We start from the raw sequence: 26,922 nt of genomic DNA, 5'->3' as shown, positions 1-26,922 counted from the left end.
CCCGAACTCAGTAGTGAAACGATGCATCGCCGATGGTAGTGTGGGGTTTCCCCATGTGAGAGTAGGTCATCGTCAAGATTAAATTCCGAAACCCCTATCTGCATCTGCAGGTAGGGGTTTTGTCTTTGTGGGCCGAAAAGCTGCAGGCCCTCGGTCTGTACGCAGACCGTGATAAGGTTCCCCCCAAAATCCGCACAGCCCAAGGGATGCCCCATGCCGCATGCAAGCACGCTTCAACCGGGATTCATGGTCGTTCACGGCAACCACCTGGATGAACTGCGTGGCCTGGTGGTGAGCCTGATGCGGCGTTATCCGCTGGCACCCCTGGAAAACGAGATGGTGCTGGTGCAGAGCAACGGTATCGCCCAGTGGCTCAAGCTGGCCCTGGCCGAAGACCCGCAGGACGATGACCAGGGCGGTTGCGGCATCGCGGCCGCCATCGATGTGCAATTGCCTGGTAGCTTCATGTGGCAGCTGTACCGCCGGGTACTTGGCCGCGAAGAGATTCCTGAAACCTCCCCGCTCGACAAGGCGCCCTTGACCTGGCGCCTGATGCGCCTGCTGCCGGAAGTGATCAACCAGCCGCATTTCGAGCCGTTGCAGCGCTTTCTTACCGATGACAGCGACCTGCGCAAGCGCTACCAGCTGGCCGAGCGCCTTGCCGACCTGTTCGACCAATACCAGGTGTACCGTGCCGATTGGCTGAAGGACTGGGCAGCCGGACGTCACGTGCTGAGCAACGCTCGCGGCGACTCCCGTACGCTGGCCCCCGCCAACTGCTGGCAGGCAGAGCTGTGGCGTGCCTTGCTGCTCGATGTGGGAGAGGAAGGCATGGCTCAGAGCCGTGCCGGCGTGCACCAGCGTTTCGTCGAGCGCATCAATGCACTGGAACAAGCCCCCAAGGGCCTGCCATCGCGTGTCATCGTGTTCGGCATTTCTTCGTTGCCGGCCCAGGCCCTTGAAGCGCTGGCAGGCCTGGCACGTTTCAGCCAGGTGCTGCTATGCGTGCACAACCCCTGCCGTCACCACTGGGCCGATATCGTCGCCGACAAGGACCTGCTGCGCCATCAGTACAAGCGCCAGCAGCGCAAGCAAGGCATGCCCAGCCTGATCGACGCCGACACCCTGCACCAGCATGCCCATCCGCTGCTTGCGGCCTGGGGCAAGCAGGGCCGGGACTACATCAACCTGCTCGACAGCTACGATGACCCGGGCAGCTATCGCAATGTGTTCAGTGACGGGCGCATCGACCTGTTCACCGAAAACGGGCAGGCCACTCTGCTCAACCAGTTGCAGGACGACATTCTCGAACTGCGCCCATTGGTCGAGACCCGCGCCTTGTGGCCCGCCGTCGACCCGGCCAAGGACCGCTCGGTGCGTTTTCATGTGGCCCACAGCGCGCAGCGCGAGGTCGAGATCCTGCACGACCAGTTGCTCGCCCGCTTCAGCGCCGATCCCGGTCTGCGCCCGCGCGACGTGATCGTGATGCTGCCGGACATCAACACCTATGCGCCCCACATCCGCGCCGTGTTCGGCCAGCTTGGGCGCAACGACCCGCGCTACATTCCCTTCACCCTGACCGACCAGGGCCAGCGCGGCCGCGACCCGCTGCTGATTGCCCTGGAGCACCTGCTCAAGTTGCCGGACAGCCGCTTCCCGGTGAGCGAGATTCTCGATCTGCTGGATGTTCCCGCCCTGCGTGCCCGCTTCGCGATCAAGGAAAGCGACCTGCCCACGTTGCACCGCTGGATCGAAGGGGCCGGCGTGCGCTGGGGCCTCAATGCACAGCAGCGTGCCGGCCTGGGCCTGCCCGATGACCTCGAGCAGAACAGCTGGCGATTCGGCCTGCGTCGCATGCTGCTGGGCTATGCGGTGGGCACGGGCGACAGCTGCGACGACATCGAACCCTATGATGAAATCGGCGGCCTCGATGCTGCCCTGATCGGCCCGCTGGTGGCCCTGCTCGATGCGCTCGAGGTGGCCCATGCCGAGCTCTCGCAGCCGGCACCGGCGGCGCAATGGGGCACGCGCCTGCATGCCCTGCTGCAGGTGTTCTTCCTGGCCGAAACCGAACACGATGACTACCTGCTGGTGCAACTGCAGGGCCTGTGCGAAACCTGGCTGCAAACCTGCGAGTCGGTCGGGCTCGAGGACGCCTTGCCGTTGACGGTGGTGCGCGAAGCCTGGCTCGCCGGCCTGGACCAGGGGCGCTTGTCCCAGCGCTTTCTGGCCGGCTCGGTGAACTTCTGCACCCTGATGCCCATGCGTGCCATCCCCTTCAAGGTGGTGTGCCTGCTGGGCATGAACGATGGTGACTACCCGCGTGCGCAGCCGCCGCTGGACTTCGACCTGATGGGCAGCGACTACCGCCCCGGCGACCGCTCTCGACGCGAGGACGACCGTTACCTGCTGCTCGAAGCGTTGCTGTCGGCGCGTGAGCAACTGTACGTCAGCTGGGTGGGCCGCAGCATTCGCGACAACAGCGAGCGGCCGGCGTCGGTGCTCATCGGCCAGTTGCGCGATCACCTCGCCGCCGGCTGGCGCAGCCCCAAGGCCAAGGCCGACGACCCAGTGGAGGGCGGTCTGCAACTGTTGCACGCCTTGACGCAGGAACACCCCCTGCAACCGTTCAGCGCCCGCTACTTCCACAAGCACAGCAACCTGTTCAGCTATGCCAGCGAATGGCGCGCCCTGCACCTGCCGCCAACGCAGTTGCCGACCGAGGCCGACCAACTGGAGCCTTTCGTGCCCGAAGAACCCCTGAGCCTGACCTTGCTCCAGGACTTCATGCGCCACCCCGTTCGGCACTTCTTCAGCCAGCGCCTGAAGGTGTTCTTCGAAGCCGCCGAAGCCCCCCTGGCCGACGAAGAGCCCTTCGTGCTCGACGCCCTGCAGCGCTACAGCCTGAGCGAAAGCTTGCTGGGCGCAGCCCTGGCCGACCCCACCAACAGCACCGACGCCCTGCAGGCCCAGGCCCGTCGCCTGCAACGCAGCGGCATGCTGCCGCTGGCCGGCTTCGGAGAATGCCTGCAGGCCGAATTGATCGAGCCATTGCCCGACCTGCTGTTGCGACACGCTCAACTGCTCGGCCAATGGCCAACCCTGATCGACAGTGCGCTGCCGATCAGCTTCGAGTATCGCCAGCTGCGGCTCGAAGGCTGGCTGGGGCGGGTGTACCAGCGTGACGACCAGGCGCTGCTGAGCATCACCACCTTGCCCAACGGCATCAGCAGCGGCAAATCACTCAAGTGGCACCGACTGGTGGCGACCTGGGTCATGCACCTGGCAGCGTGTGCCGTGGGGCACCGGTTGAGCAGCGCAGTGGTCGCCACCGACGTGACCCTGTTGCTCGACCCGCTGGAGCAACCGCGTGCCGCGGAACTGCTTGGCGACCTGCTGGTGGCCCGGCAGGCCGGCATGAATGCGCCGCTGCCGGTGGCGATCAAGACCGCCTTCACCTGGCTCGGCCAGAGTGACCCTGAAAAAGCCCTGACGGCCGCAGCCAAGGCCTACGACGGCGACGGCCAGAACACCCGCGGCGAGCGCAGCGAAAGCACCGCACTGGCCCGGCAGTTCAGTGATTTCGCGGCGCTGACCGCGAGTGAAGAATTCGAGGGCTGGTGCGAGGCACTGTACCGGCCGATGTTCGAAGCCGCCTGGCAACGCCTGGGCAGTGAAGAGGCGCATCCATGACTGCCCACGCACACCAGCCGCCGCTGGCACTGACCTTCCCGCTGCACGGCAGCCAACTGATCGAAGCCAGTGCCGGTACCGGCAAGACCTTCACCATCTCTGCCTTGTACCTGCGCCTGGTGCTCGGCCATGGCGGCGAGCAGGGCTTCGGGCGCGAGCTGCTGCCGCCACAGATCCTGGTGGTGACCTTCACCGATGCGGCCACCAAAGAGCTGCGTGAGCGCATTCGCACCCGCCTGGCCGAAGCGGCGCGGTTCTTCCGTGGCGAACTGCCCGAAGCCGACCCCTTGCTGGTGCAACTGCGCGAGCACTACGCCCCGGACACCTGGCCCGCCTGCGCCAACCGCCTGGACGTTGCCGCGCAGTGGATGGACGAAGCCGCCGTCTCGACCATCCACAGCTGGTGCCAGCGGATGCTGCGCGAGCACGCGTTCGACAGCGGCAGCCTGTTCACCCAGACCCTGGAGACCGACCACAGCGAGCTGCTCGGCCAGGTCATGCGCGACTACTGGCGGCGCTTCTGCTACCCCATGCACGGCGAGGCCCTGGCCTGGGTGCGCAGCCACTGGAGCAGCCCCGAGGCATTGCTGCCCAGGGTGCGCGCGCTGTTCGGCCGCACGCGGAGCGAGGAAGACAGCGCCGACCCACAGGCGCTGATCGAAGCGGTGGTGCAGCAACGTGCCGAACGGCTGCGCCAGCTCAAGGCGCCCTGGGCACAGTGGGCCCAGGAACTGCTGCAACTGTGCCATGCCGCACATGCCGCCAAGCAGGTGGACGGGCGCAAGATGCAGCCGCGCTATTTCGAACCCTGGTGCGAAAAGATCGCGGCCTGGGCCCAGGACGAGCAGGCGGTGGAGCTGGATATTGGCACCGGGTTCACCCGCTTCACCCCGCAAGGCATGGCCGAAGCCTGGAAGGGCGAGCCGCCCAGCCACCCGGCGCTGGATGCCATGCCCGGCCTGCGCCTGGAGCTGCAGGCGTTGCCGACCCCGGACGCCCGCCTGCTCGAACACGCCGCCAACTGGGTGTCGAAACGCTTCGAGCAGGAAAAGCGCCGCCGCGCCGAAATGGGCTTCGACGACATGCTGCTGCGTCTCGACTCGGCCTTGGGCGGGACGGCCGGCGAGCGCCTGGCCGGGCTGATCCGCGAACAGTTCCCGGTGGCCCTGATCGATGAATTCCAGGACACCGACCCGGTGCAGTACCGCATCTTCCAGCGTATCTATCGCATCGAGGAGGACGTGCGCGAAACCGGGCTGTTCATGATCGGCGACCCCAAGCAGGCCATCTATGCCTTCCGCGGCGCCGACATCTTCACCTACCTGGGCGCCCGGCGCGCCACCCACGGCCGGCTGCACAGCCTGGACACCAACTACCGCTCAAGCCAGCCGATGGTCGATGCGGTCAACCATGTATTCATGCGCGCCGAACAGCGCGAGGCCGGTCGCGGGGCGTTCCTGTTCCGCGACGGCGACGACAACCCCGTCCCCTTCGTGGCGGTCAGGGCGCAGGGGCGCAAGGAGCACCTGCAGGTCGACGGGCAGCCCCTGGCAGCGCTCAACCTGTGGCACCTGGCAAGCGACGAGCCGCTGTCCGGCGCGGTCTATCGCCAACAGGTAGCCGCCAGCTGCGCCACCCAGATCGTCAGCCTGCTCAATGGCGGCCAGCTGGGCACCAGCGGCTTTGTCCAGCCAGGCCAGGCGTTGCGTGGCTGTTTGCCATCGGACATTGCGATCCTGGTTCGCGACGGTCGCGAGGCCCAGCTGATCCGCGCCGAACTGGCCGCCCGCGACGTACGCAGCGTCTACCTGTCGGACAAGGACTCGGTGTTCGCCGCCCAGGAGGCACACGACCTGCTGGCGTGGCTCAAGGCCTGCGCCGAACCCGACAGCGAGCGCCTGCTCAAGGCGGCGCTGGCCAGCGTCACCCTCGACCTGCCGCTGACCCGGCTGGCCCAGCTCAACCAGGACGAGCGGGTGTGGGAACACTGGGTCATGAAGTTCCGCGACTATCGCCACCTCTGGCGCACCCAGGGCGTGCTGCCGATGCTGCGTCACCTGCTGCACGACTTCGACCTGCCCCAGGTACTGATGCGCCGCAGCGATGGCGAACGGGTGCTGACCAACCTGCTGCACCTGGCCGAGCTGCTGCAGCAGGCGGCCACCGAGCTGGACGGCGAGCAGGCGCTGATCCGCCACCTGAGCGAACACCTGGCCAGCTCCGGCCAGGCCGGTGAAGAACAGATCCTGCGCCTGGAAAGCGACGAGCAACTGGTCAAGGTGGTGACCATCCACAAATCCAAGGGGCTGGAATACCCGCTGGTGTTCCTGCCCTTCATCAGCACCGCCAAGCCGGTGGACGGAAAGCGCCTGCCCCTGGGCTGGCACGACGCCCAGGGCAATGCCCAGCTGACCCTGACCCCTGATGCCGAGCAGATCGCCCTGGCCGATGACGAGCGCCTGGCCGAAGACCTGCGTCTGCTCTACGTGGCCCTGACCCGTGCCCAGCACGCGTGCTGGCTGGGGGTGGCGGACCTCAAGCGCGGCACCGGCAAGGAGTCGCTGCTGCACCGCTGCGCGCTCGGCTACCTGCTGGGCGGCGGCGCTGTACTGCCGGCTTCCACCGCCCTTGAGGGCTGGCTGCAGGCATTGCAGGAAGGTTGCGCGACCATCCACAGCCAGGTATTGCCGATTGCCGACACCCAGCGCTACCAGGCCCCGCGCAACACCGCCGAGCTGCTGCCGGCCCGCCAGCCGCGCCGCCGCGCCGCAGAGAACTGGTGGATCGCCTCCTACAGTGCACTGCGCATCGGCGAGGAGCTGCTCACCGCCGGCAGCTCCCAGGCCCAGCAACTGCTCGATGATGAACCGGCCGATCCGCAGGCCCTGCGCGAAGTCGTGGCGACGGGCGGCGACATCCACCGCTTCCCGCGTGGCCCCAACCCCGGCACCTTCCTCCACGGGCTGCTCGAATGGGCCGGTCACGAAGGCTTCGACCAGGTGGTCGCGGCGCCCGAGCAACTGCACAAGACCGTGGCCCAGCGCTGCAACCGGCGCGACTGGACCGGCTGGATCAACACCCTCGGCAACTGGCTCGAACACCTGCTGAACGCACCGCTGCACCTGGCACCGGACAGTGCGCCGGTTGCCCTGGGCCAGTTGAGCCAGTACCAGATCGAGATGGAGTTCTGGTTCGCCAGCCATCAGGTCGACGTGCTGGCCCTCGACCGCCTGGTATGCACCCACACCCATGACGGCGCGGCCCGACCGGCCGCGCAGTCGGCGCTGCTCAATGGCATGTTCAAGGGCTTCATCGACCTGGCATTCGAGCACGACGGGCGCTACTACGTGGCCGACTACAAGTCCAACTGGCTGGGCACCGACGACCAGGCCTACAGCGAGCTGGCGATGGAGGGCGCGATCCTCGAGCATCGCTACGACCTGCAGTACGTGCTGTACCTGCTGGCCCTGCACCGTCAGCTGCGTGCCCGCCTGCCCGACTACGACTACGACCGGCATGTGGGCGGCGCGGTGTTCCTGTTCCTGCGTGGGGTGCACGCGGCCAGCCAGGGCTTGTACTTCATCAAGCCGCCGCGCGTGCTGATCGAGCGGCTCGATGCCCTGTTCAGCGGCGCAAGCGCACCGCAGCAACCTGATCTGTTTTCCGGAGACAGCGCATGAGCCGCACGTTCGACGACCTGTTGCCCACCCCTCTGGATGCCGGGCATCTGGCGGCCCTGGCGCCGTTGACGGTGGGCGCCGACCTGCTGGCGCTGCTCGATCGATGGGTCGAGCGCGGCTGGCTGCGAGCACTGGACCGCGCCTTCGTGGCTTTCCTCGGCGAACGCGACCCGCAGGCCGACCCGCTGGTGCTGCTGGCCGCCGCACTGGCCAGCCACCAGTTGGGGCACGGGCACGTGTGCCTGGACCTGGCCGAAACCCTGGCCGAGCCTGACTTTGCCCTGTCGTTGCCACCCGAGGGCGATGCCCTGGCCGGCCCCTTGCTGCTGCCTTCGCAACTGCTGGAGCGCCTCGATCTGGCCACCTGGTGCCAGCGCCTGCAAGGCAGCGCGCTGGTTGCCCTGGGCAGCAGCGAAGCGCAGGCCTCGCGCCCCCTGGTGTTGAGTGGGCAGCGCCTGTACCTGCGCCGCTACTGGGCCTATGAACGGCGCATCGACAGTGCCCTGCGCGAACGCCTGGAACAGGCCGAACCCACGCCCGCCGATTTGCGCGCCCGCCTGGATGCGCTGTTCGAAGGCTCGGCGCTGGCCGGTCAGGTCGACTGGCAGAAGCTCGCCTGCGCGCTGGCCACCCGCAGTGCGTTCAGCATCATCACCGGCGGCCCCGGCACCGGCAAGACCACCACCGTGGTGCGTCTGCTGGCCCTGTTGCAGGCCCCGGCCGTGGAGGTCGGGCGCCCGTTGCGTATCCGCCTGGCCGCACCGACCGGCAAGGCAGCGGCGCGTCTTACCGAATCCATCGGCCAGCAGGTGGAGCGGCTGGCCGTCAGTGACGCCGTGCGCAGCAACATCCCCAGCGATGTCTCCACCGTGCACCGCCTGCTGGGCAGCCGCCCGGGCTCGCGACATTTTCGTCACCATGCCGGCAACCCGTTGCCACTGGACGTGCTGGTGGTCGACGAGGCCTCGATGATCGACCTGGAAATGATGGCCAACCTGCTGGCGGCGATGCCGGGGCATGCGCGCCTGATTCTGCTCGGGGACAAGGACCAGCTGGCGTCGGTCGAGGCCGGCGCAGTGCTGGGCGACCTGTGCCGCGATGCCGAGGCCGGGCGCTACAGCGCTGCCACCCGCAGCTGGCTGGAGCAGGTCAGTGGCGAGTCGCTGGCCGGCAGCGGCCTGGTCGAGGGCGATGCCCAGCGCGACCCCTTGCCCCAGCAAGTGGTGATGTTGCGCCATTCGCGCCGCTTTGGTGAGGGCAGCGGTATCGGCCAGCTGGCGCGCCAGGTCAACGGCCAGCAGCCGGAGCAGGCCCGTGCGCTGCTCGAGCAAGGTCTTGCCGACGTGCACAGCCTGCGCCTGAGTGGCGAGCACGACCGCAAGCTCGATACCCTGCTGCTGCAGGGGCTGGGCCGCGGTGGCGACAGCCCGCAGGGCTATCGTGAGTACCTGCACCTGATTCGCCAGACCCGCCCGGCGCCGGATACCGCCGCTGACGATCCACGCTGGGAGGCGTGGGCACTGAAGGTGCTGCGCGCCTTCGAGCGCTTCCAGCTGCTGTGCGCGGTGCGCAAGGGCCCCTGGGGTGTCGAGGGCCTGAACCAGCGGGTCGGCAAGGTGCTGACGGCGGCCGGTCTGATCGATGGCGAACAGCCCTGGCACGAAGGTCGCCCGGTGCTGATGACGCGCAACGACTATGGTCTGGGCCTGATGAACGGCGATATCGGCATTGCCTTGCGCCTGCCGGACGCCCAGGCCTCCACACCGTTGCTGCGGGTGGCGTTTCCTCGGAACGATGGCCAGGGCGGCGTCAGATTCGTCCTGCCCAGCCGGTTAAGTGAGGTTGAAACCGTGTACGCCATGACGGTGCACAAGTCCCAGGGCTCGGAGTTCTCCCACACGGTTCTGGTGCTTCCCGACGCCTTGAACCCGGTGTTGACCAAGGAACTGATCTACACCGGCATCACCCGCGCCAAGGACTGCTTCAGCCTGATAGAGCCGCGCCAGGGCATTTTCGAGGAGGCGGTGCGGCGCAAGGTCAAGCGTATTTCCGGGCTGATGCTGGAACAGGTGTAAGGCGCCGGCGCAGCCGACGATTCGGCTGATCCGCCTTTGGAGGCGACCTCGCGGGAAAAGCAGGCGTTATGCTATCTTGCCCCCACGCAAGGCATGGTCTTAAGAGATTTCCTATATGAAGGTCGCCGCCCTTACACCGGGACGTGTAAAACGCTGGAGGCTCATGCTGCTGGCGGCGTTGGTGCTGGTACTTCCGCTGCACGGCATGGCCCAGGGCGCCGCGGCCGCCACACTGGCCGAGCAGCGGGCCAAGGCAGTGACCCAGGTGGTACTGGGTATCCTCAGTTACGCGCGCTGGCCGGTGGAACCCGAACAGCTGCGCCTGTGCCTGATCGGCCCTACCGAATATGCCGACGACCTGGTCAAGGGGACCACCCAGGCCACCGGCCGGCCGCTGACCGTACGTCGCCTGCTGGCGGGGGATCCGCGCATCCTCACCCAGTGCGATGCGGTGTACATCGGCAAGCTCAGTGGCGAGGCGCGCAGCCAGCTCATCAGCGCGATCAATGGCAAGCCGGTGCTGAGCATCAGCGAAGCGGATGACCCCTGTACGGTCGGCAGCCTGTTCTGCCTGCGGGTCAAGGACACCCAGGTGGCCTTTGACGTGAACCTCGACTCGGTGGCGCGCAGCGGCGTGCGCATCCATCCCAGCGTGCTGCAATTGTCGCGGCGCCGAGCGCTGCAGCCATGATCGGCTGGCTCAAGACACGCGAACGGACCACGTTGCGCGCGGTGCTCAGCCGCGGGCACCTGGGCGTGGCGTTGCTGGCCATCGGGCTGGCCGGCATCTCGCTGACCGTGCTGGGGGTGCTGGCATTGCGCGTCTATGCCAACCACAACCTTCACCTGATTGCCCGTTCGATCAACTACACCGTCGAGGCCGCGGTGGTGTTCAACGACAGCAGCGCCGCCAACGAAGCCCTGGCGCTGATTGCTGCGGCCGAGGAAGTGGCCAACGTCAAGGTCTTCGACGATGCGGACCAGTTGCTGGCCAGTTGGGAGCGCAGTGAAGGCGGCATGCTCGACCAGCTGGAGCTCAAGATCGCCCGGACCCTGCTCGAAGAGCCGATCCGGCTGCCGGTGGTGCACCAGGGCCAGCAGGTGGGGCGCATCGAGCTGGTTGGCCAGGGCGGCAGCCTGATGCGCTTTCTGCTCAGTGGTCTGGCGGGCATTCTGCTGTGCACGGCGCTCAGCGCGGTAAGTGCCCTGTACCTGTCGCGCCGGCTGTTCGCCGATATCGTGGGGCCCCTGCGCGGGTTGGCCAGCGTGGCCCATGCGGCGCGGCGCGAACGCAGCTTCGACCGGCGCGTGCCCTCCACCCAGATCGCCGAACTCAACGAGCTGGGCAACGACTTCAATGCCCTGCTCGACGAAATGGAAGCCTGGCAAAACCACCTGCAGAGCGAGAACGAGACCCTGGCCCACCAGGCCAGCCACGACAGCCTGACCGGCCTGCCCAACCGGGCGTTCTTCGAGGGCCGCCTGAGCCGCAGCCTGCGCAACGCGATCAAGCATGGCGACGGGCTGGCGTTGCTGTTTCTGGACAGCGACCGCTTCAAGGAAATCAACGACAGCTACGGCCATGCCGCAGGCGACGAGGTGCTGGTCGCCGTGGCCAGCCGGGTGCGTGCGCAGCTGCGCGAGCACGACCTGGTGGCGCGTCTGGGGGGGGACGAATTTGCGGTGCTGCTTACCCCTCTGCATCGCTTCGAGGATGCCCAGCGTATCGCCGACAAGATAGCCGCCAGCATGAGCCTGCCTATCCGCCTGCCGGACGGCCAGTGCGTCGTTACCTCGTTGAGCGTAGGCATCGCAGTGTTTCCCGATGACGGCCGTACCCCGGCCGAGTTGCTCAATGCCGCCGATGCGGCGATGTACCAGGCCAAGCGTCACACCCGTGACGGGCCCCAGTCGGCAGAGGCGGAGTTCTCTGCGTCCAGCGCAAAAACAGGAGCTGAACCGTGATTCACCTGACTCGATACCTTCGCTTGCACCTGGCCTTTCTGGCCCTGGCCTTTTTCGCCCTCGGCGGCTGCCAGACCCCGCCGCCCAAGGGCCTGACCCCCGAGCAGATAGCCGTGCTCAAACAGGAGGGGTTCACCCCCACCGACGAGGGCTGGACCTTCGGCCTGTCCGGCAAGGTGCTGTTCGGCAGCGACCTGGATGCACTCAACACCCAGAGCCGCGAGATCGTCGAGCGTATCGGCAAGGCGCTGCTGTCGGTGCACATCGAGCGGGTGCGGGTGGATGGCCATACCGATTCGTCCGGCAAGGCCAGCTACAACGAACAGCTGTCGGCGCGCAGGGCGGCCAGTGTGGCCAGGGTGCTGGTGGGCGTGGGCATGCGCCCGGAGAACGTCGAGACCCGCGGCCTTGGCAGCCGCGAGCCGGTGGCCAGCAACGACACCGCCGCCGGCCGCACCGAAAACCGCCGCGTGGCGATCGTGGTCGCCTCCGACTAGTCGGCAAAACTCATCGTGTGCGACTCGCCCATCAGCAGGGGCGCGTTGCGCTCGGTCACGTCGCGGATGTAGTCCCACAGCAGCGTGATGCGCTTGAGCTTGCGCAAGTCTTCCCGGCAGTACATCCAGAACTGCCGGGTAATCTCCACTTCCCCCGGCAGCACCGGCACCAGCCGCGGGTCCTGTGCGGCCAGAAAACACGGCAGGATGGCCAGCCCGCGACCCTGCTGGGCCGCCACGTACTGGGCGATCACGCTGGTGCTGCGCAGGTGTGCGGTGGCGGTGGGCAGCAGGTTGGCCAGGTACAGCAGCTCGGAGCTGAACGCCAGGTCGTCCACGTAGCTGATGAACGGGTGCCGGGCCAGGTCGCTGCTGCGCAGGATCGGCTCGTGGTTGTCCAGGTAGTCGCGGGTGGCGTACAGGCGCAGGCGGTAGTCGCACAGCTTGCAGCACACATAGGGCCCGTGTTCCGGGCGCTCCAGCGCGATCACGATGTCGGCCTCGCGTTTGGACAGGCTGATGAAGTGCGGCAGCGGCAGGATATCCACCGAGATCGCCGGGTAGGCATCGACGAAGTGGCTCAACTGCGGGGTGATGAAGAAGCTGCCAAAGCCTTCGGTGCAGCCCATGCGCACATGCCCCGACAGCGCCACGCCCGAGCCGGACACCTGCTCGCAGGCCATGTGCAGGGTGCTCTCGATGGCCTCGGCATAGCTGAGCAGGCGCTGCCCCTCGGCGGTGAGCACGAAGCCGCTGGTGCGCGACTTTTCGAACAGCAACGTGCCCAGCGCCACCTCCAGCGAACTGATGCGCCGCGACACCGTGGTGTAGTCCACGCCCAGGCGCTTGGCGGCGCTGCTGGCCTTGCGCGTGCGCGCCACTTCGAGGAAGAACTTGAGGTCGTCCCAGTTCAGCGACCCCAGGGATGTGATGTTTTTTTGCATGTTGGTCCGGCTTTTATGTGCGTTCTTATTAGAAGTTTGCACATCTATACTCCAATTCAGCCCAGGACCCAAGCACCGTCGCGGCTGCCGCGTCGGCGTTTCTCTCCCTAACAATAAATCCAGGAGAACCCCTCATGAACGCATCCCTCACGCCCGGCCAGACCAAGGTCGACAGCGTCAAGCTGCTGATCGACGGCCAGTGGGTCGAGTCGAAAACCACCGAATGGCGCGACGTGGTCAACCCGGCCACCCAGCAGGTGCTGGCCCGCGTACCCTTTGCCACCGCCGAAGAAGTCGATGCCGCCATCGCTGCCGGCCAGCGTGCGTTCAAGACCTGGCGCGACACTCCGATCGGCGCGCGCATGCGCATCATGCTCAAGCTGCAGGCGCTGATCCGCGAACACTCCAAGCGCATCGCCGTGACCCTGAGCGCCGAGCAGGGCAAGACCATCGCCGACGCAGAAGGCGACATCTTCCGCGGCCTTGAAGTGGTCGAGCATGCCTGCTCCATCGGCACCCTGCAGATGGGCGAGTTCGCCGAGAACGTGGCCGGCGGCGTCGATACCTACACCCTGCGCCAGCCCATCGGCGTGTGCGCCGGCATAACCCCGTTCAACTTCCCGGCAATGATTCCGCTGTGGATGTTCCCGATGGCCATCGTGTGCGGCAACACCTTCGTGCTCAAGCCGTCCGAGCAGGACCCGCTGTCGACCATGATGCTGGTGGAGCTGGCGCTGGAAGCCGGTGTGCCGGCCGGCGTGCTCAACGTGGTGCACGGCGGCAAGCAGGTGGTGGATGCGCTGTGCACCCATACCGACATCAAGGCGATCTCGTTCGTCGGCTCCACCGAGGTCGGTACCCACGTGTACAACCTGGCCGGCCAGCACGGCAAGCGCGTGCAGTCGATGATGGGCGCCAAGAACCACGCCGTGGTGCTGCCCGACGCCAACCGCACGCAAACCCTCAATGCCCTGGTAGGTGCCGGTTTCGGCGCTGCCGGCCAACGCTGCATGGCCACCTCGGTGGCGGTGCTGGTGGGCAAGGCCCGCGAATGGCTGCCGGAGCTCAAGGCCCTGGCCGCCAAGCTCAAGGTCAACGCCGGCAGCGAGCCTGGCACCGATGTGGGCCCGCTGATCTCCAAGCGCGCCAAGGAGCGTGTGCTGGGCCTGATCGAAAGCGGCATCAAGGAAGGCGCCACCCTCGAACTCGATGGCCGCGACGTGCAGGTGCCCGGCTACGAGCAGGGCAACTTCGTCGGCCCCACGCTGTTCTCCGGCGTGACCACCGACATGCAGATCTACACCCAGGAAATCTTCGGCCCGGTGCTTGTGGTGCTGGAGGTCGACACCCTCGACGAGGCCATCGCCCTGGTCAACCGCAACCCGTTCGGCAACGGCACCGGCCTGTTCACCCAGAGCGGCGCCGCGGCGCGCAAGTTCCAGAGCGAGATCGACGTGGGCCAGGTGGGCATCAACATTCCGATCCCGGTGCCGGTACCGTTCTTCAGTTTCACCGGTTCGCGCGGCTCCAAGCTGGGTGACCTGGGCCCCTACGGCAAGCAAGTGGTGCAGTTCTATACCCAGACCAAGACCGTCACCGCGCGCTGGTTCGACGACGACAGCGTCAACGATGGCGTGAACACCACCATCAGCCTGCGTTAAGGAGTCGACCATGCGTATTGCATTCATCGGGCTGGGCAACATGGGCGCGCCGATGGCGCGCAACCTGATCAAGGCCGGCCATCAGCTCAGTCTGTTCGACCTGAACAAGGACGTACTGGCAGAACTGGCCGAACTCGGCGGGCAGATCAGTGCCTCGCCCAAGGACGCGGCGAGCGCCAGCGAGCTGGTCATCACCATGCTGCCGGCCGCTGCCCATGTGCGCAGCGTTTACCTCAACGAAGACGGCGTGCTGGCCGGCGTGCGCGCCGGTACCCCGGTAGTGGACTGCAGCACCATCGACCCGCAGACCGTGCGTGCGGTGCATGCAGCGGCGGCCAGGCAGGGTGTGGACCTGGCCGATGCACCGGTGTCGGGCGGCACCGGCGGCGCGGCGGCGGGTACCCTGACCTTCATGGTCGGCGCCAGTGAGGCGCTGTTCGCCACCCTGCAGCCGGTGCTGGCGCAGATGGGGCGCAACATCGTGCACTGCGGCGAGGTGGGTACCGGGCAGATCGCCAAGATCTGCAACAACCTGCTGCTGGGCATCTCGATGATCGGCGTGTCCGAGGCCATGGCCCTGGGCAATGCCCTGGGCATCGACACCAAGGTGCTGGCCGGCATCATCAACAGCTCCACCGGGCGTTGCTGGAGTTCGGACACCTACAACCCGTGGCCGGGCATCGTCGAGACGGCGCCGGCATCACGCGGGTACACCGGTGGCTTTGGTGCGGAGCTGATGCTCAAGGACCTGGGGCTGGCCACCGAGGCGGCGCGTCAGGCGCACCAGCCGGTGATTCTGGGCGCGGTGGCGCAGCAGCTGTACCAGGCGATGAGCCTGCGCGGGGAGGGTGGCAAGGACTTCTCGGCGATCATCGAGGGCTACCGCAAGCCCGAGTAGAAAAGCTTCGCCAGCAAGGCTGGCTCCTACAGGTGAACGTGTTGCCTGTAGGAGCCGGCCTTGCCGGCGAAAGGGCCCTCAAGCCCACCAGTAACGTACAAAGTGAAAGAACACCGGCGCCGCGAAACACACCGAATCCATGCGGTCCAGCATGCCGCCGTGCCCCTCGATCATGTGCCCCCAGTCCTTCACCCCGCGGTCACGCTTGATCGCCGACATCACCAGCCCGCCGAAGAAGCCCATGACGTTCACGGTCAGCGCCATCAGCGCCGCCTGCCAGAAGGTGAACGGGGTGATCCAGAACAGCGTCGCGCCGATCAGCGTGGCCAGCGCCACACCGCCCAGCAACCCCTCCAGCGTCTTGGACGGCGACAGCCGCGGCGCCACCTTGCGCTTGCCGAACAGCTTGCCGCACACGTACTGCAATACATCGGAAATCTGCACCACCAGAATCAGCCAGGCGATCAACAGCAGGTTGCGCCCCTCGAACCCGGGGATATCCAGCGTCATCAGGGCCGGTACCGACGACAGGCAGTACACCGCGATCATCAGCCCCCACTGCACCTTCGAGGCCCGCTCCAGAAAGCGCGTGGTATCGCCGCCGAAACTGGCCAGGATCGGCAGCAGCAAGAACAGGTACACCGGGATGAAGATACTGAACAACCCGTACCAGTCCATCGCGATCAGCAGGTACTGCACCGGCAGCGCCACATAGAACGCCGCCACCAGTGCCGGGTAGTCGCCACGCCGGGTGGGCGTGAGGGTGAGGAACTCGCGCAGCGCATAGAACGACACGCAATAGAACAGCAGGATGACCCCCAGCTTGCCGAACACGAAGGCCAGGCCGATCACCAGCACCATCACCCACCAGGCATTGATGCGCGCATTGAGGTTGTCGATGACCGCGTGCGGGGCCGGGCCCGCGCGCCATTTGAGCAGGCGCCCGATCAGGCTGGCGAGCAGCAGCAGGCCACCGATACCGGCAAACAGCAGAAGTGTGTTGTGGTCCATCTCAGGATTCCTTGGGGGCCAGGGCCAGCAGGGCAAGGCGTGCCCGTTCCAGAAACGCGTGCTTGCTGTCATCGGGCAAGCGTTGCAGCGGCTCGCCGAAGCTCAGGGTGCACAGCAGCGGCAGGGGCAGGGCACGGCCCTTGGGCATCACCCGGTTGAGGTTGGCGATCCACACCGGGATCAGCTCCACCTCGGGGTGGGCACTGGCCAGATGGAACAGCCCGCTCTTGAACGCCAGCAAGGGCTCGTCGCCCAGGTTGCGCGTGCCTTCGGGGAAGAAGATCAGCGAGTCGCCCTGCTCCAGCGCCGCATGGATCGGCTGCAAGGGGTCGCTCTGAGCCTCGCTGTGCTGGCGGTCGATCAGCACGCCGTTGAACACCCGGTTGATCAGAAATTGGCGAATGCCCGGTTTTTGCCAGTAATCGGCCCCGGCCACCGGGCGGGTGTGCCGGCGCAGTTCCTGGGGCAGCGAGGCCCAGATCAGCACGAAGTCCCCGTGGCTGCTGTGGTTGGCGTAGTACAGGCGTTGCACCGGCTGCGGTGTACAGCCCAGCCACAGGGCGCGGGCGCCCGTGATCAGGCGGGCCACCGAGGTGATGCCGAAGACGGTGAGGGCGGCTAGCATGACGAGGTCCTTATCCGACGAGAGAAAGCCAGGGCAGGCACAGGATGCCGGCAATCGCCAGCAGTACCTGCACGCCAAGGCACAGCAGTTGCTGGCGCATCAGGCGCAGTGCGGCCCGGCTGCGCGCCTGCCAGTCGCGGTCGTCGACCGGGGCGGGCTTGAGGCCCAGGTCGAACAGCGCCTGGTCCAGCGCGCGGGTAGTTGGCGACAAGGTTGCGGCCTGGGTGGCCAGGTGCGCGAACAGCTCGGCGTCCAGCGCAACCCGCATGCCCCAGTATTTTTGCAGCAGGCCGGCTGCCAGCAGCAGTACGCACAACAGGGCGCCGATCACAGGGGCCGGCGCGCCGGCAAGTGGCGCCAGGCCATAGGCCAGCGCCAGCAGGCTGATGCCGTCCGACAGGCGTTCCACCTGGCGCCCGCGCCGCAACAGGCTGGCCACCAGCGCCAGGTGGGTCTGGCTACTCACAGGCCGCCCCCCGCCGGCAGGCTGTCGATCACCTCGCGGTGCGCCGGGTGCAGCACGACCCCGGGGCGGGCCTGGGCGATCAGTTGCTGGGCCTGCTGCGCGTTCTGGCAGCGCCCGCCGAGTACCAGCCAGGCGGCCACGGCGCAGGCACTGCGCGAGTAACCCAGGGCGCAGCACACCAGTAGCGGGCCCTGCTGGCGCAGTCGCTCGATGGCCTGGGCCGCCTCGCGGCAACGTTCGGCACTGGGCACCACCAGGTCCAGGCAGGGCAGGCTGCAATAGGCCTGGCCCGGCGTGTGTGCCGCCGGCAGTTCTGCACACAGGTCGACCACCGCGGCAAACGATGCCGCCTGACCTCGTGCAGGCACCCGCCCCAGGTACACCCCCTCGCACACCTCGTCGGCCTGTGGATGGCGGCGCGTCCACCAACGCGAATTGAGCCAGGCGCCGATCAGGTACGGCGCCAGCAGCCAGCGCGCGGCATACGACAACTGGCCGCTCTGGCCTTTCTGAAACCCCTCGGCGCCCAACACGGCATAGTTGAGCGCCACCATCAGCAGTGCGAGGGCGGGCCACAACAGCAACAGGGCGATACCGCCGGCATACAGCGCCAGCCCACCCAGCACGGCGCTGCCCAGCGCGTAGTACGCGGCCAGGCGCCAGCGCCGGCGGTCACGGGTCGGCTGCAGGCTGCCCAGTACCGGCCGGCCCTCCACGGGCCACAGCCATACACACAGCGCGCCTGCCACTGCGCCACTGGGCACGTCGATGAAGTGGTGCTGCCAGGTGGTCAGCACCGACAAACCGATCAACCCCATCCAGCCATGCAGCAGCCAGCGCATCAGCCGCCCACGGGTGTGCCGGGCGAACATCGCCCAGATGATCACCAACAGCGCGATGTGCAGCGAAGGGGCCTGGTTGAACGGCTTGTCGAAGCCCATCAGCACATCGAACAGCCAGCCGAACACACCCTGCAGTTCAGGGCGCTCGAAGGTGAAGCGCAGCGGCCACAGCAGAAAGCCGGCGATGCAGATCAACTGTGCGCTCAGCAGGCGCAAGGCATGCCGGTCCATCTCCAGGCGGCTGAGCGGCAGCAGGAAGGACAACCCGTACAGCAGGTCGATGGACCAGTACGGCAGGATGGTCCACGGCCACAGCGGGATGCTGCTTTCCCAGGCGAACACCAGGCTGCCGACGTCGCTGCGCCCGGCGGTGAAGGTGTTGCTCAGGCCATAGCTCAAGAAGAACAGCGGCCCGAGCAACAGCAGCCAGAGCACGCCGCGCCGGATCAGGCCCGGCTCGCGCACTGTGCTCATTCAGCAACTCGCTGGGCCAGGCTGACGCTGAAGATGCCCCACTCGTCGATGCGCTGGCACACCTTGCGAAAGCCTGCCGCTTCCACCAGCTGGTCCATCTCCACCTGGCTGCGCCGACGCATCACCCAGGCCTGACCGGCGCGGTGGCTGGTCAGGGCGCGGGCGATCATCTCCAGCTGCGGGTGCCACGGCTGGCCGGTGTACACCAGGTAGCCGCCCGGCGCCACGGCCTGGGCCAGGCCACCCAGCGAGTCGCCGACCATCTGGTTGCTGGCGAACAGTTCATACAGCCCCGATACCACCGCCAGGCTCGGACGCGGTTCAAGGGTGGCCAGGCTCTGCGCATCGAAGGCATCGCCCTGCACGAAGCGGGCGATGTCGGCCAGGCCTTTGTGTTCGATCAGCGCCGTGCCTTCGCGCACGTTGAGCTCGCTGTAGTCGCGCAGCAGGATCGAATCCGGGCGCTGCTCCAGGCCCTGCAGGGCTTCGAGAATGTAGCGGCCATGGCCGGCGGCGATGTCGACGATATGCACCGGTGCGCCTTGTTCGCGCAGGCGCTCGATGGCCAGGCGCAACAGCTCTTCCACATGCAGCTTGCGCTGGCGGATGCCCTTCCAGCCGATGGCGTCGAGGTAGTTGCGGTCGATCATGCGGCCCAGCTTGCCCTTGCCGGTGGCCTGGTTGCGGTAGACGTAGTCCAGCGTGCTGCCCGAATCGAAACCGGTGTCGAAGCCCAGCTTGACCCCACTCGACAGGCCCTTGCCCAGGCGCAGGCCGGCGCGGGTTGCGCGCCAGTACAGGTCGGCCGGCGAGTTGCGCGGCAGCGGCGCGGCCAGGCTTTCGGCCTCGGCGCAGGCGGCGCCGAGCTGGTCGGCATCGAGCAGCGACGGGCGCTGGGGCGCCACGCTGAAGCAGTGCTCCACGAAGCGCCGGATACGCGCCAGCGCATGCCCGCGATCACGCTCGCCGAGGGTGTCGTGGAAGAAGCCGGGCAGCACGTGCTTTTCCTTGTGTACGCTGCCCAGGCGCTCGAAGAACTGCTCCTGCGGCTGGCGCTTGACCACGAAGTCGGCGCCGGAAATCAGCAATTGGGTCGGCACCTGGATCGCCTGGGCATCGGCCACCACGCGATCGGCAGCTTCGTACAGCCCCAGCAGCATGTTCACCGAAATCGGCCGGCTGATCAGCGGGTCGTTTTCATACGAGGCGATGCGCTCGGGGTCGTGGCTGAGCAGGCGCGGCTTGACGTAGCTGTTGACGAAGAAGTTGCCGCGCCAGGCGCGCATCAGCTTGAGCCCCGGGCGGGCGAACGGCACGTACAGCTTGACCTTGAAGGCCGGCGAGGCGAGCACCAGGCAGCGCACCTTCGGCGCATAGTCATGCGCCCAGGTTGCGATCAGCACGGCGCCGACACTTTGCGCCAGCACCGCCATGTCCTGTTCGTCGATGGCATGCTCGCGGGCGATGTGCTCGATGAAGGTCTGCACATCGCGCACGCTGCACGCGAAGCTCGGGCTGTCGCCACGGGCCCCGGGCGACTCGCCATGGCCACGGGCGTCCCAGGCGAAGAAGTCATGGCCGGGCAGGTCGAGTTCATCCACCAGGTGGGCCATGCGCCCGCCGTGTTCGTGGCCACGGTGGAACAGCACCACGGCGCGGCGCGGCTGGCCTGGCTGGCGGTTGGCCGGCCAGTGGCGGTAATGCAGCTCTACGCCGTCATGGGTGGTGAAATGCAGGGATTGCGCGGTGCGCATGGCAAATATCCTTATCTGGCTCGGAGGGCTTCAGCGGGGTTGCGCCAGGCCTCGGCTCACCCGGTTGTAGAGGGTATGAAGCGACAGCAGCAGCACCACCAGCAACACGCCGTTGAGCCACGCTGCGCTCAGCAGGCCGGTGGCCACGCCGGCACCGAGCACACCGAACACGAAGGCACGGTCGCTCTTGCCCATCGGGCCGTCATAACGGCGTTCGGCGCCTACCAGGGGGCCCATCACCCCGGCGTATTCGCTCACCAGCGCGGCCAGCACCACAATCACCACCAGCGCCGGCGACACGCCCGGCAGCAGGGCGAAGGGCAGGTACAGTGCGCTGTCGGCGACCACGTCGCACAGCTCGTTGAGGTAGGCGCCCAGGCGTGACTGCTGGCCGAATTCCCGGGCGAGCATGCCGTCGATGGCGTTGAGCGCCATGCGCAGCAGCATCCAGGCCGGCACCAGGGCGAACAGCCAGGTGATGTGCGGTGCGGCGGCCAGCAGCAGGCCGAGCGCCACACTGACCGCCGCGGCGGCGACCGTCACCTGGTTGGCAGTTATGCCGCGCTCGTACAGACGCTTGACCATAGGGCGCAGCAGCGCCTGGAAGCGCGGTTTCAACTGGTAGATCGACGGCACGGAAAACTCCCTTTACGGCTCGTAGGCACGGCATTGTCTTGTTACATAGCGGTGCGCGAAGGCGATTGTGGGTGGATTGTCCCTGCCGGGGCAATAGCGCCTGCCCACAAGCTTTGCAGAAGTGTGCGCGTGTGCCCGGGAAGCGCCGAAAAATTGCGGCTGCACAGGCGCAGCTGGCGTTGTGCCCAGGGTTCGTCCAGCGCCAGGCTGTGCAGCACCAGCACCCCTTGCCAGCGTTGCACGGCAGCCTGCGGCACGATGCCCAGGCCTGCGCCATGGGCCACCATGCGTATCACCCCGTCGAAGCCTTCGGCACGTACCCGCACCTGCAGCCGGCGCCCCAGGTGCAGGGCCTGTTCCTCCAGGTACAGGGCCAGGGCGCTGTCTGCCTGCAAGCCGACATGGCCATGTTCAAGGGTGTCGGCAAAGCGCAGGTGCGGGTGGCTGGCCAGCGGGTGATCCGGCGCCATGATCAGCACCAGCGGGTCGTCGCGAAACGCCACGCTCTGTAGGTGCTCGCTGGCCACGGCATTGGAGATGATGCCCAGGTCGGCCTCGCCCCGGGTGATCGCCTGCACGATACGCAGGCTGGGCAATTCGACCACGTCCACGTCGATGGCCGGGTGGCGGGCCAGAAACGTCGCCAGCAGTTCGGGCAGGTACTCGGTCAGCGCCGCGGTGTTGCACAGCAGCCGCACCTGGCCCTGCACCCCCTGGGCATACTGGCCCAGGTCGAATTGCAGCCGCTGCACCTGCTGGCCGATCTGGCGCGCATGGTTGACCAGGGCCTGGCCGGCGGCCGTGGGTTGCACGCCGCGCCGGTTGCGCTGCAGCAGCGGTACGCCCAGCGAGCTTTCCATGGCGCGAATGCGCGCGCTGGCCGCCGGCAGCGACAGGTGGCTGCGCTGGGCGCCGGCGGTGATGTTGCCGCACTCCACGGTGTGCAGAAACAGTCGTAGGTCAATCAGATCGAAATGCATGAGCCTCTGCCTGGGCAATAGTCTGGCTCAGTATATGGCAACTGTTCAGGGACGTGCGGGCAGGGCAGCATGGGCCCATGACTACTTTGTTCGGCTTCTATCAGGCTATCGGCCCGGCGCTATCGCTGCTGGTTGTGCTTACCTTCGTGCTGGCAGGCACGGTCAAGGGCGTGATCGGCCTGGGCCTGCCCACCGTGGCCATGGGCTTGCTGGGGCTGGCTATGTCACCGGCGCAGGCTGCCGCGCTGCTGATCGTGCCGTCGACGGTCACCAACCTTTGGCAGCTGGCGGCGGGTGGCCACTTGCGTGCGTTGCTGCGCAGGCTCTGGCCGATGCAATTGATGATCTTCATCGGTACCTTGCTGGGCAGTGTCTGGCTGGGCATTGACAGTGGCGCGTGGGCGGCGCACGCATTGGGCGCCGCGTTGCTGGTGTATGCACTGTACGGCCTGTGCCACCCAGGCCTGCACCTGGCCCCCCGCCACGAGCGCTGGCTGGGCCCGCTGTGCGGGTTGGTGACAGGCATCATCACCGCCGCCACCGGGGTGTTCGTGATACCGGCCGTACCGTACCTGCAGGCCCTGGGCCTGCACCGTGAACAGATGGTGCAGGCGCTGGGCCTGTCGTTCACCGTCTCGACCCTGGCGCTGGCCGTGGGCCTTGCCGGGCAGGGCGCACTGGGCGGCGAGGCGCTGGGGGCCTCGCTGGTGGTGCTGATACCGGCATTGCTGGGCATGTGGCTGGGCCAGTGCCTGCGTCAGCGCATCAGTGCCGTGCTGTTCAAACGCTGCTTTTTCATCGGCCTGGCGCTGCTGGGCGCCCATCTGGCGCTCAACGGCTAGCCGAGGACGGGCTGAGCATCTCGATCAACTGGATGTCGAAGTCGCGCTCAAGGTACTCCATGCGCCGCTCGGCAAACTGTTGCATGTGCGGCAGCGCCGAATGCACATCCAGTGCGGCCTTGCTGGCCCAGATTTCGTAGAACACGAACAGGCTCGGGTCCTGCCGGTCGCGCAGCATGTGGTACTCGATGCAGCCGGGCTCGGCACGGCTGGGTTCTACATAGCTGCGAAACAGCGCCTCGAACTCCTCGGCCTTTTCGGGGCGGGTCTTGGCTTTGAGGATGAAACCGTAGGGTTCGCTCATGGGGAGGCTCCTGTAAAAAGTGAGCCAATCTTATTTCAACAATAAGCGCTGAATTCGTGCTTTTTGGTCAAAAGCGTTTTGCCCGCGCGAGGGTATTTGCGCTGCGCTGAACTGATTAATCTGCCGCCATCACATTCACCGGGCCGCCCCTTCTGTTGGCCGCCCCGAACACACATGAGGCAGATGATGAAGAAGATCCTGTTGCTCAACGGCGGCAAGCAGTTCGCCCACTCCGATGGCCGCCTGAACGAGACCCTGCACGAGGCCGCGCTGGCGTTTCTCGACCGCGCCGGTTTCGACGTCAGGAGCACCTACATCGATGGCGGCTACGACGTTGCCGAAGAAGTGCAGAAGTACCTCTGGGCCGACGTGGTCATCTACCAGATGCCCGGTTGGTGGATGGGCGCGCCGTGGACCGTCAAGCAGTACCTGGACGAAGTGTTCACCGCCGGCCACGGCAGCCTCTACGCCAGCGACGGGCGCACCCGCTCCGATGCGTCGAGCAAGTACGGCAGCGGCGGCCTGATCCAGGGCAAGCAGTACATGCTGTCGCTGACCTGGAACGCACCGCAGGAAGCGTTCGACGATCCGGCGCAGTTTTTCGAAGGCAAGGGCGTGGACGCGGTGTACTTCCCGTTCCACAAGGCCAACCAGTTCCTGGGCATGAGCGATCTGCCGACCTACCTGGCCACCGACGTGATGAAGAACCCCAACGTCGAGGCTGCCGTGGCCGGCTACGAGCAGCACCTGGCCCGGGTTTTCCACACTGGCGCCTGATGAAGGGTTGCGCGGGCAACGCCAAGCGGCTATCTATCACGGCTGAACGCCACACCAGGGAACAGCCGTGAAAGCCAGGTCCGATGAATTGCAGATGTTCGTCTCGGTCATCGAGTGCGGCTCTATTTCCGCCGCCGCCGAACAGGGCGGGCAGACCCCGTCGGCCATCAGCCGCAGCCTGTCGCGGCTGGAGGCCAAGCTGGGCACCACGCTGATCAACCGCACCACGCGGCGCATGGACCTCACCGAAGAGGGGCGGTTTTTCTTCGAGCGTGCCAAGGCCATCCTGCAACAGATGGACGAACTCGAAGAGCGCCTGAGCCTGCACCGCCAGACCCCGTCCGGGCGCTTGCGCATCAATGCGGCGGCGCCGTTCATGCTGCATGCCATCGTGCCCTGGGTGGGGGAGTTCCGCCAGCTGTACCCGGATATCCAGCTGGAGCTCAACACCGACGACCTGATCATCGACCTGCTCGAACAGAGCACCGATATCGCCATCCGCATCGGCGAGCTGGCCGACTCCAGCCTGCACGCCCGCTCGCTGGGGTGCAGCCCGCTGCATGTGCTGGCCAGCCCCGCGTACCTTGCGCGGCGCGGTACGCCACGGCATGTGGAGGAACTGGCCGGGCATTCGCTGCTGGGCTTCACCCAGACCGAAACCCTCAATCACTGGCCGCTGCGCCACACCGAAGGCGACCGCCTGGCGATCCGCCCCGACCTGTGCGCCTCCAGCGGCGAAACCCTGCGCCACCTGGCGCTGGCCGGCGAAGGCATCGCCTGCCTGTCGCACTTCATGACCCACGAAGACCTCCAGGCCGGCCGCCTGCAACTGGTGCTGGCCGAGGCCAACAGCGGCTATCGCCAGCCGATCAACGCGGTGTACTACCGCAACTCGCAACTGGCGCTGCGTATCCAGTGCTTTCTGGATTTCATCCAGCACAAGCTGTCGATCTACGCCTGCTGAAAACCGCAGGCGGCATTTGAAAAATCCCTGGGCATGCGCCTTAATGGTTGTTCGATAAAAACAACACCAAGGAAACCCGCATGCGCACTCTGATGTTTCGAACGCTGACCTTGAGCGCTGCGATCGTCGCCAGCTCATCAGCCTATGCCGTGACGCTGGACGGCGGCGCGGTGGCCGCGCCCGATCAATATGGTGCACAGGTCGCCGCCGACATCCTCAAGAAGGGCGGCAACGCAGTGGACGCCGCGGTGGCCACTGCCTTCACCCTGGCCGTTACCTACCCTGAGGCCGGCAACATCGGCGGCGGCGGTTTCATGACCCTGTACATGGATGGCAAACCCTACTTCCTCGACTACCGTGAAGTGGCGCCCAAGGCGGCCAGCCGCAACATGTACCTGGACGACAAAGGCGAGATCATCGAGAACCTCAGCCTGGTGGGCGCCCGCGCCGCCGGGGTGCCGGGCACGGTGATGGGCCTGTGGGAGGCGCACCAGAAGTTCGGCAAGCTGCCCTGGGCCGAGCTGCTGACCCCGGCGGTGGGCTACGCGAAGAACGGCTTCAAGATCGCCGCCAAGCAGTACCAGTACCGCGAAGATGCCCAGGGGCTGTTCAAGGACAGCACCAACTTCAACGACTATTTCGGCAGCATGAAGGTGGGCGAGACCTTCAGGCAGCCCGAGCTGGCGCAGACCCTGGAGCGCATTGCCGACAAGGGTGTGAGCGAGTTCTACCAGGGCAAGACCGCCGACCTGCTGGTGGCGCAGATGCAGGCCGACAAGGGCCTGGTCAGCAAGGAAGACCTCAAGGACTACAAGGCCGTGTGGCGTGAGCCGATGGGCATCGAATGGCGTGGCAACGTGGTCTACACCGCGCCGCTGCCCAGCTCGGGCGGCATCGCGCTGGCGCAGTTGCTGGGCATCAAGGAAAACCGCGCAGCCGACTTCAAGGGTGTCGAGCTGAACTCGGCGCGCTATATCCACCTGCTTTCGGAAATCGAGAAGCGTGTGTTCGCCGACCGTGCCGACTACCTGGGCGACCCGGCGTTCTCCAAGGTGCCGGTGGCGCAGCTGATTGCCAAGGACTACCTGGCCAAGCGCGCGCAAGAGGTCAACCCGACCGCCATCTCCGACACCGCCAAGGTGCGCCCGGGGCTGGAGCCGCACCAGACCACGCACTTCTCCATCGTCGACAAGCAGGGCAACGCGGTCAGCAACACCTACACCCTGAACTGGGACTACGGCAGCGGCGTGGTGGTGAAGGGCGCGGGCTTCCTGCTCAATGACGAGATGGACGACTTCAGTGCCAAGCCGGGTGTGGCGAACGCCTTCGGTGTGGTCGGTGGCGATGCCAATGCCATCGAGCCGGGCAAGCGCATGCTGTCGTCGATGGCCCCGAGCCTGGTGACCCGCGATGGCAAGGTCACGCTGGTGCTGGGTACGCCGGGTGGCTCGCGGATCTTCACCTCGATCTTCCAGGTGCTCAACAACCTGTACGACTACAACCTGCCGCTGGAGAAGGCGGTGGCGGCGCAGCGTGTGCATCACCAGTTGCTGCCCAAGGACACTATCTACTACGACGCCTATGCGCCGCTCGATGGCAAGGTGGCCGAGGAACTGAAGAAGATGGGCTACACCCTGGAGGACCAGGGCTGGGAGATGGGCGATATCCAGGCGATCCGGGTGACGGGTTCGGCGCTGGAAACCGCGTCTGACCCGCGTGGACGCGGGGTGGGGCAGGTCGTCAAGTAAGGGCTGACAGCATCGCGGGCCAAGTCCGCTCCCACAAGGTTTCGCTGAACCTGGTGGGAGCGGGCTTGACCCGCGATGGCTACGCC

Annotated in this window: 21 protein-coding genes and 1 rRNA gene; 13 read left to right on the top strand and 9 right to left on the bottom strand. The window is 66.6% G+C overall.

Translation table 11 applies throughout. The annotated features are described in order from the left end of the window. The 7 genes from rrf to MF6396_RS25280 form a co-directional block, all read left to right on the top strand. Nucleotides 1-78, top strand: a 5S ribosomal RNA gene (rrf, locus tag MF6396_RS29640); the annotation flags it as partial. Between the two features lie 135 nt (nucleotides 79-213). Next, nucleotides 214-3,693 (top strand): exodeoxyribonuclease V subunit gamma, encoded by a 3,480-nt coding sequence (recC, locus tag MF6396_RS25305; protein ID WP_078481802.1) that lies wholly within the window; start codon nucleotides 214-216, stop codon nucleotides 3,691-3,693. Continuing rightward, a complete protein-coding gene (gene recB, locus MF6396_RS25300) occupies nucleotides 3,690-7,373 on the top strand; it encodes an exodeoxyribonuclease V subunit beta (protein WP_078481801.1) in 3,684 nt (1,227 codons plus the stop codon). The genes recC and recB overlap by 4 nt, the downstream gene beginning before the upstream one ends. Next, nucleotides 7,370-9,448 carry an exodeoxyribonuclease V subunit alpha gene (recD, locus tag MF6396_RS25295; protein WP_078481800.1) on the top strand — a complete coding sequence of 693 codons (2,079 nt, stop codon included), beginning with the start codon at nucleotides 7,370-7,372 and terminating at the stop codon, nucleotides 9,446-9,448. The genes recB and recD overlap by 4 nt, the downstream gene beginning before the upstream one ends. A 115-nt stretch (nucleotides 9,449-9,563) precedes the next feature. After that, on the top strand, nucleotides 9,564-10,139 hold the full coding sequence (locus tag MF6396_RS25290; RefSeq protein ID WP_043860717.1) for a YfiR family protein: 576 nt from the start codon (nucleotides 9,564-9,566) through the stop codon (nucleotides 10,137-10,139). After that, nucleotides 10,136-11,413: a diguanylate cyclase domain-containing protein gene (locus MF6396_RS25285; RefSeq protein ID WP_043860716.1), complete on the top strand. Its 1,278-nt coding sequence runs from the start codon at nucleotides 10,136-10,138 to the stop codon at nucleotides 11,411-11,413. The genes MF6396_RS25290 and MF6396_RS25285 overlap by 4 nt, the downstream gene beginning before the upstream one ends. 5 nt (nucleotides 11,414-11,418) lie before the next feature. Next, entirely contained in the window at nucleotides 11,419-11,910 is a 492-nt protein-coding gene (locus tag MF6396_RS25280; protein ID WP_238596476.1) for an OmpA family protein, read from the top strand. On the opposite strand, the gene MF6396_RS25275 is transcribed toward MF6396_RS25280, so the two are convergent. After that, nucleotides 11,907-12,854, bottom strand: a complete 948-nt coding sequence (locus MF6396_RS25275) for a LysR family transcriptional regulator (protein ID WP_043860715.1) — start codon at nucleotides 12,852-12,854, stop codon at nucleotides 11,907-11,909. The two genes, MF6396_RS25280 and MF6396_RS25275, sit on opposite strands and share 4 nt — an antisense overlap. 134 nt (nucleotides 12,855-12,988) lie before the next feature. On the opposite strand from MF6396_RS25275, the gene MF6396_RS25270 reads away from it, so the two are divergent. Continuing rightward, nucleotides 12,989-14,515: a CoA-acylating methylmalonate-semialdehyde dehydrogenase gene (locus MF6396_RS25270; protein WP_043860714.1), complete on the top strand. Its 1,527-nt coding sequence runs from the start codon at nucleotides 12,989-12,991 to the stop codon at nucleotides 14,513-14,515. A 10-nt stretch (nucleotides 14,516-14,525) separates the two neighbouring features. Next, the gene (gene mmsB / locus MF6396_RS25265; protein WP_078481798.1) at nucleotides 14,526-15,413 is read left to right on the top strand and encodes a 3-hydroxyisobutyrate dehydrogenase; all 888 of its coding nucleotides are present in this window, start codon (nucleotides 14,526-14,528) and stop codon (nucleotides 15,411-15,413) included. Nucleotides 15,414-15,491: 78 nt separating this feature from the next. Here mmsB and MF6396_RS25260 read toward each other — a convergent pair whose 3' ends face one another. Genes MF6396_RS25260 through MF6396_RS25230 form a run of 7 tightly spaced genes read right to left on the bottom strand, consistent with a single transcriptional unit; the run spans nucleotide 15,492 to nucleotide 22,201 of the window. Next, a complete protein-coding gene (locus MF6396_RS25260) occupies nucleotides 15,492-16,424 on the bottom strand; it encodes a phosphatidate cytidylyltransferase (protein WP_043860712.1) in 933 nt (310 codons plus the stop codon). 1 nt (nucleotide 16,425) lies between these two features. Further along, nucleotides 16,426-17,049, bottom strand: coding sequence for a lysophospholipid acyltransferase family protein (locus MF6396_RS25255; protein ID WP_078481797.1), 624 nt, complete (start codon nucleotides 17,047-17,049; stop codon nucleotides 16,426-16,428). Nucleotides 17,050-17,059: 10 nt separating this feature from the next. Then, on the bottom strand, nucleotides 17,060-17,515 hold the full coding sequence (locus tag MF6396_RS25250; RefSeq protein ID WP_078481796.1) for a hypothetical protein: 456 nt from the start codon (nucleotides 17,513-17,515) through the stop codon (nucleotides 17,060-17,062). Then, nucleotides 17,512-18,831, bottom strand: a complete 1,320-nt coding sequence (locus MF6396_RS25245; RefSeq protein WP_078481795.1) for a phosphatase PAP2/dual specificity phosphatase family protein — start codon at nucleotides 18,829-18,831, stop codon at nucleotides 17,512-17,514. The genes MF6396_RS25250 and MF6396_RS25245 overlap by 4 nt, the downstream gene beginning before the upstream one ends. Then, nucleotides 18,828-20,585, bottom strand: coding sequence for a bifunctional alpha/beta hydrolase/class I SAM-dependent methyltransferase (locus tag MF6396_RS25240; protein WP_078481794.1), 1,758 nt, complete (start codon nucleotides 20,583-20,585; stop codon nucleotides 18,828-18,830). Before MF6396_RS25240 ends, MF6396_RS25245 begins: the two co-directional genes overlap by 4 nt. Before the next feature lie 30 nt (nucleotides 20,586-20,615). Then, complete coding sequence (locus tag MF6396_RS25235; RefSeq protein WP_054916548.1) at nucleotides 20,616-21,221, bottom strand: CDP-alcohol phosphatidyltransferase family protein; 606 nt, start codon at nucleotides 21,219-21,221, stop codon at nucleotides 20,616-20,618. A gap of 41 nt (nucleotides 21,222-21,262) precedes the next feature. Further along, nucleotides 21,263-22,201, bottom strand: a complete 939-nt coding sequence (locus tag MF6396_RS25230; RefSeq protein WP_078481793.1) for a LysR family transcriptional regulator — start codon at nucleotides 22,199-22,201, stop codon at nucleotides 21,263-21,265. A gap of 77 nt (nucleotides 22,202-22,278) precedes the next feature. On the opposite strand from MF6396_RS25230, the gene MF6396_RS25225 reads away from it, so the two are divergent. Continuing rightward, complete coding sequence (locus MF6396_RS25225) at nucleotides 22,279-23,043, top strand: sulfite exporter TauE/SafE family protein (protein ID WP_078481792.1); 765 nt, start codon at nucleotides 22,279-22,281, stop codon at nucleotides 23,041-23,043. Here MF6396_RS25225 and MF6396_RS25220 read toward each other — a convergent pair. Next, nucleotides 23,033-23,347, bottom strand: coding sequence for a putative quinol monooxygenase (locus MF6396_RS25220; protein WP_043860704.1), 315 nt, complete (start codon nucleotides 23,345-23,347; stop codon nucleotides 23,033-23,035). The two genes, MF6396_RS25225 and MF6396_RS25220, sit on opposite strands and share 11 nt — an antisense overlap. 186 nt (nucleotides 23,348-23,533) lie before the next feature. On the opposite strand from MF6396_RS25220, the gene MF6396_RS25215 reads away from it, so the two are divergent. The 3 genes from MF6396_RS25215 to ggt all read left to right on the top strand — a co-directional run bounded on the left by MF6396_RS25215 (nucleotide 23,534) and on the right by ggt (nucleotide 26,836). Further along, nucleotides 23,534-24,124, top strand: a complete 591-nt coding sequence (locus MF6396_RS25215) for an NAD(P)H-dependent oxidoreductase (protein ID WP_078481791.1) — start codon at nucleotides 23,534-23,536, stop codon at nucleotides 24,122-24,124. A gap of 67 nt (nucleotides 24,125-24,191) precedes the next feature. Then, complete coding sequence (locus MF6396_RS25210) at nucleotides 24,192-25,088, top strand: LysR family transcriptional regulator (RefSeq protein WP_054916552.1); 897 nt, start codon at nucleotides 24,192-24,194, stop codon at nucleotides 25,086-25,088. A gap of 80 nt (nucleotides 25,089-25,168) precedes the next feature. Further along, nucleotides 25,169-26,836: a gamma-glutamyltransferase gene (gene ggt, locus MF6396_RS25205; protein ID WP_043860701.1), complete on the top strand. Its 1,668-nt coding sequence runs from the start codon at nucleotides 25,169-25,171 to the stop codon at nucleotides 26,834-26,836. Nucleotides 26,837-26,922 lie beyond the last annotated feature (86 nt).

The organism is Pseudomonas sp. MF6396 (assembly GCF_002018915.1).
GTDB lineage: Bacteria > Pseudomonadota > Gammaproteobacteria > Pseudomonadales > Pseudomonadaceae > Aquipseudomonas > Aquipseudomonas palmensis.
The sequence above is the reverse complement of the archived record's forward strand: the minus strand, read 5'-3'. Positions and strand labels throughout refer to the sequence as shown.

Coding starts and splice junctions, on each gene's coding strand:
- MF6396_RS25285 (WP_043860716.1), top strand. CDS start 10,136: ATGATCGGCTGGCTCAAGACACGCGAACGGACCACGTTGCGCGCGGTG.
- MF6396_RS25230 (WP_078481793.1), bottom strand. CDS start 22,201: ATGCATTTCGATCTGATTGACCTACGACTGTTTCTGCACACCGTGGAG.
- recB (WP_078481801.1), top strand. CDS start 3,690: ATGACTGCCCACGCACACCAGCCGCCGCTGGCACTGACCTTCCCGCTG.
- MF6396_RS25255 (WP_078481797.1), bottom strand. CDS start 17,049: ATGCTAGCCGCCCTCACCGTCTTCGGCATCACCTCGGTGGCCCGCCTG.
- MF6396_RS25220 (WP_043860704.1), bottom strand. CDS start 23,347: ATGAGCGAACCCTACGGTTTCATCCTCAAAGCCAAGACCCGCCCCGAA.
- MF6396_RS25260 (WP_043860712.1), bottom strand. CDS start 16,424: ATGGACCACAACACACTTCTGCTGTTTGCCGGTATCGGTGGCCTGCTG.
- MF6396_RS25215 (WP_078481791.1), top strand. CDS start 23,534: ATGAAGAAGATCCTGTTGCTCAACGGCGGCAAGCAGTTCGCCCACTCC.
- mmsB (WP_078481798.1), top strand. CDS start 14,526: ATGCGTATTGCATTCATCGGGCTGGGCAACATGGGCGCGCCGATGGCG.
- MF6396_RS25225 (WP_078481792.1), top strand. CDS start 22,279: ATGACTACTTTGTTCGGCTTCTATCAGGCTATCGGCCCGGCGCTATCG.
- MF6396_RS25245 (WP_078481795.1), bottom strand. CDS start 18,831: ATGAGCACAGTGCGCGAGCCGGGCCTGATCCGGCGCGGCGTGCTCTGG.
- MF6396_RS25270 (WP_043860714.1), top strand. CDS start 12,989: ATGAACGCATCCCTCACGCCCGGCCAGACCAAGGTCGACAGCGTCAAG.
- MF6396_RS25290 (WP_043860717.1), top strand. CDS start 9,564: ATGAAGGTCGCCGCCCTTACACCGGGACGTGTAAAACGCTGGAGGCTC.
- MF6396_RS25240 (WP_078481794.1), bottom strand. CDS start 20,585: ATGCGCACCGCGCAATCCCTGCATTTCACCACCCATGACGGCGTAGAG.
- MF6396_RS25275 (WP_043860715.1), bottom strand. CDS start 12,854: ATGCAAAAAAACATCACATCCCTGGGGTCGCTGAACTGGGACGACCTC.
- recD (WP_078481800.1), top strand. CDS start 7,370: ATGAGCCGCACGTTCGACGACCTGTTGCCCACCCCTCTGGATGCCGGG.
- recC (WP_078481802.1), top strand. CDS start 214: ATGCCGCATGCAAGCACGCTTCAACCGGGATTCATGGTCGTTCACGGC.
- ggt (WP_043860701.1), top strand. CDS start 25,169: ATGCGCACTCTGATGTTTCGAACGCTGACCTTGAGCGCTGCGATCGTC.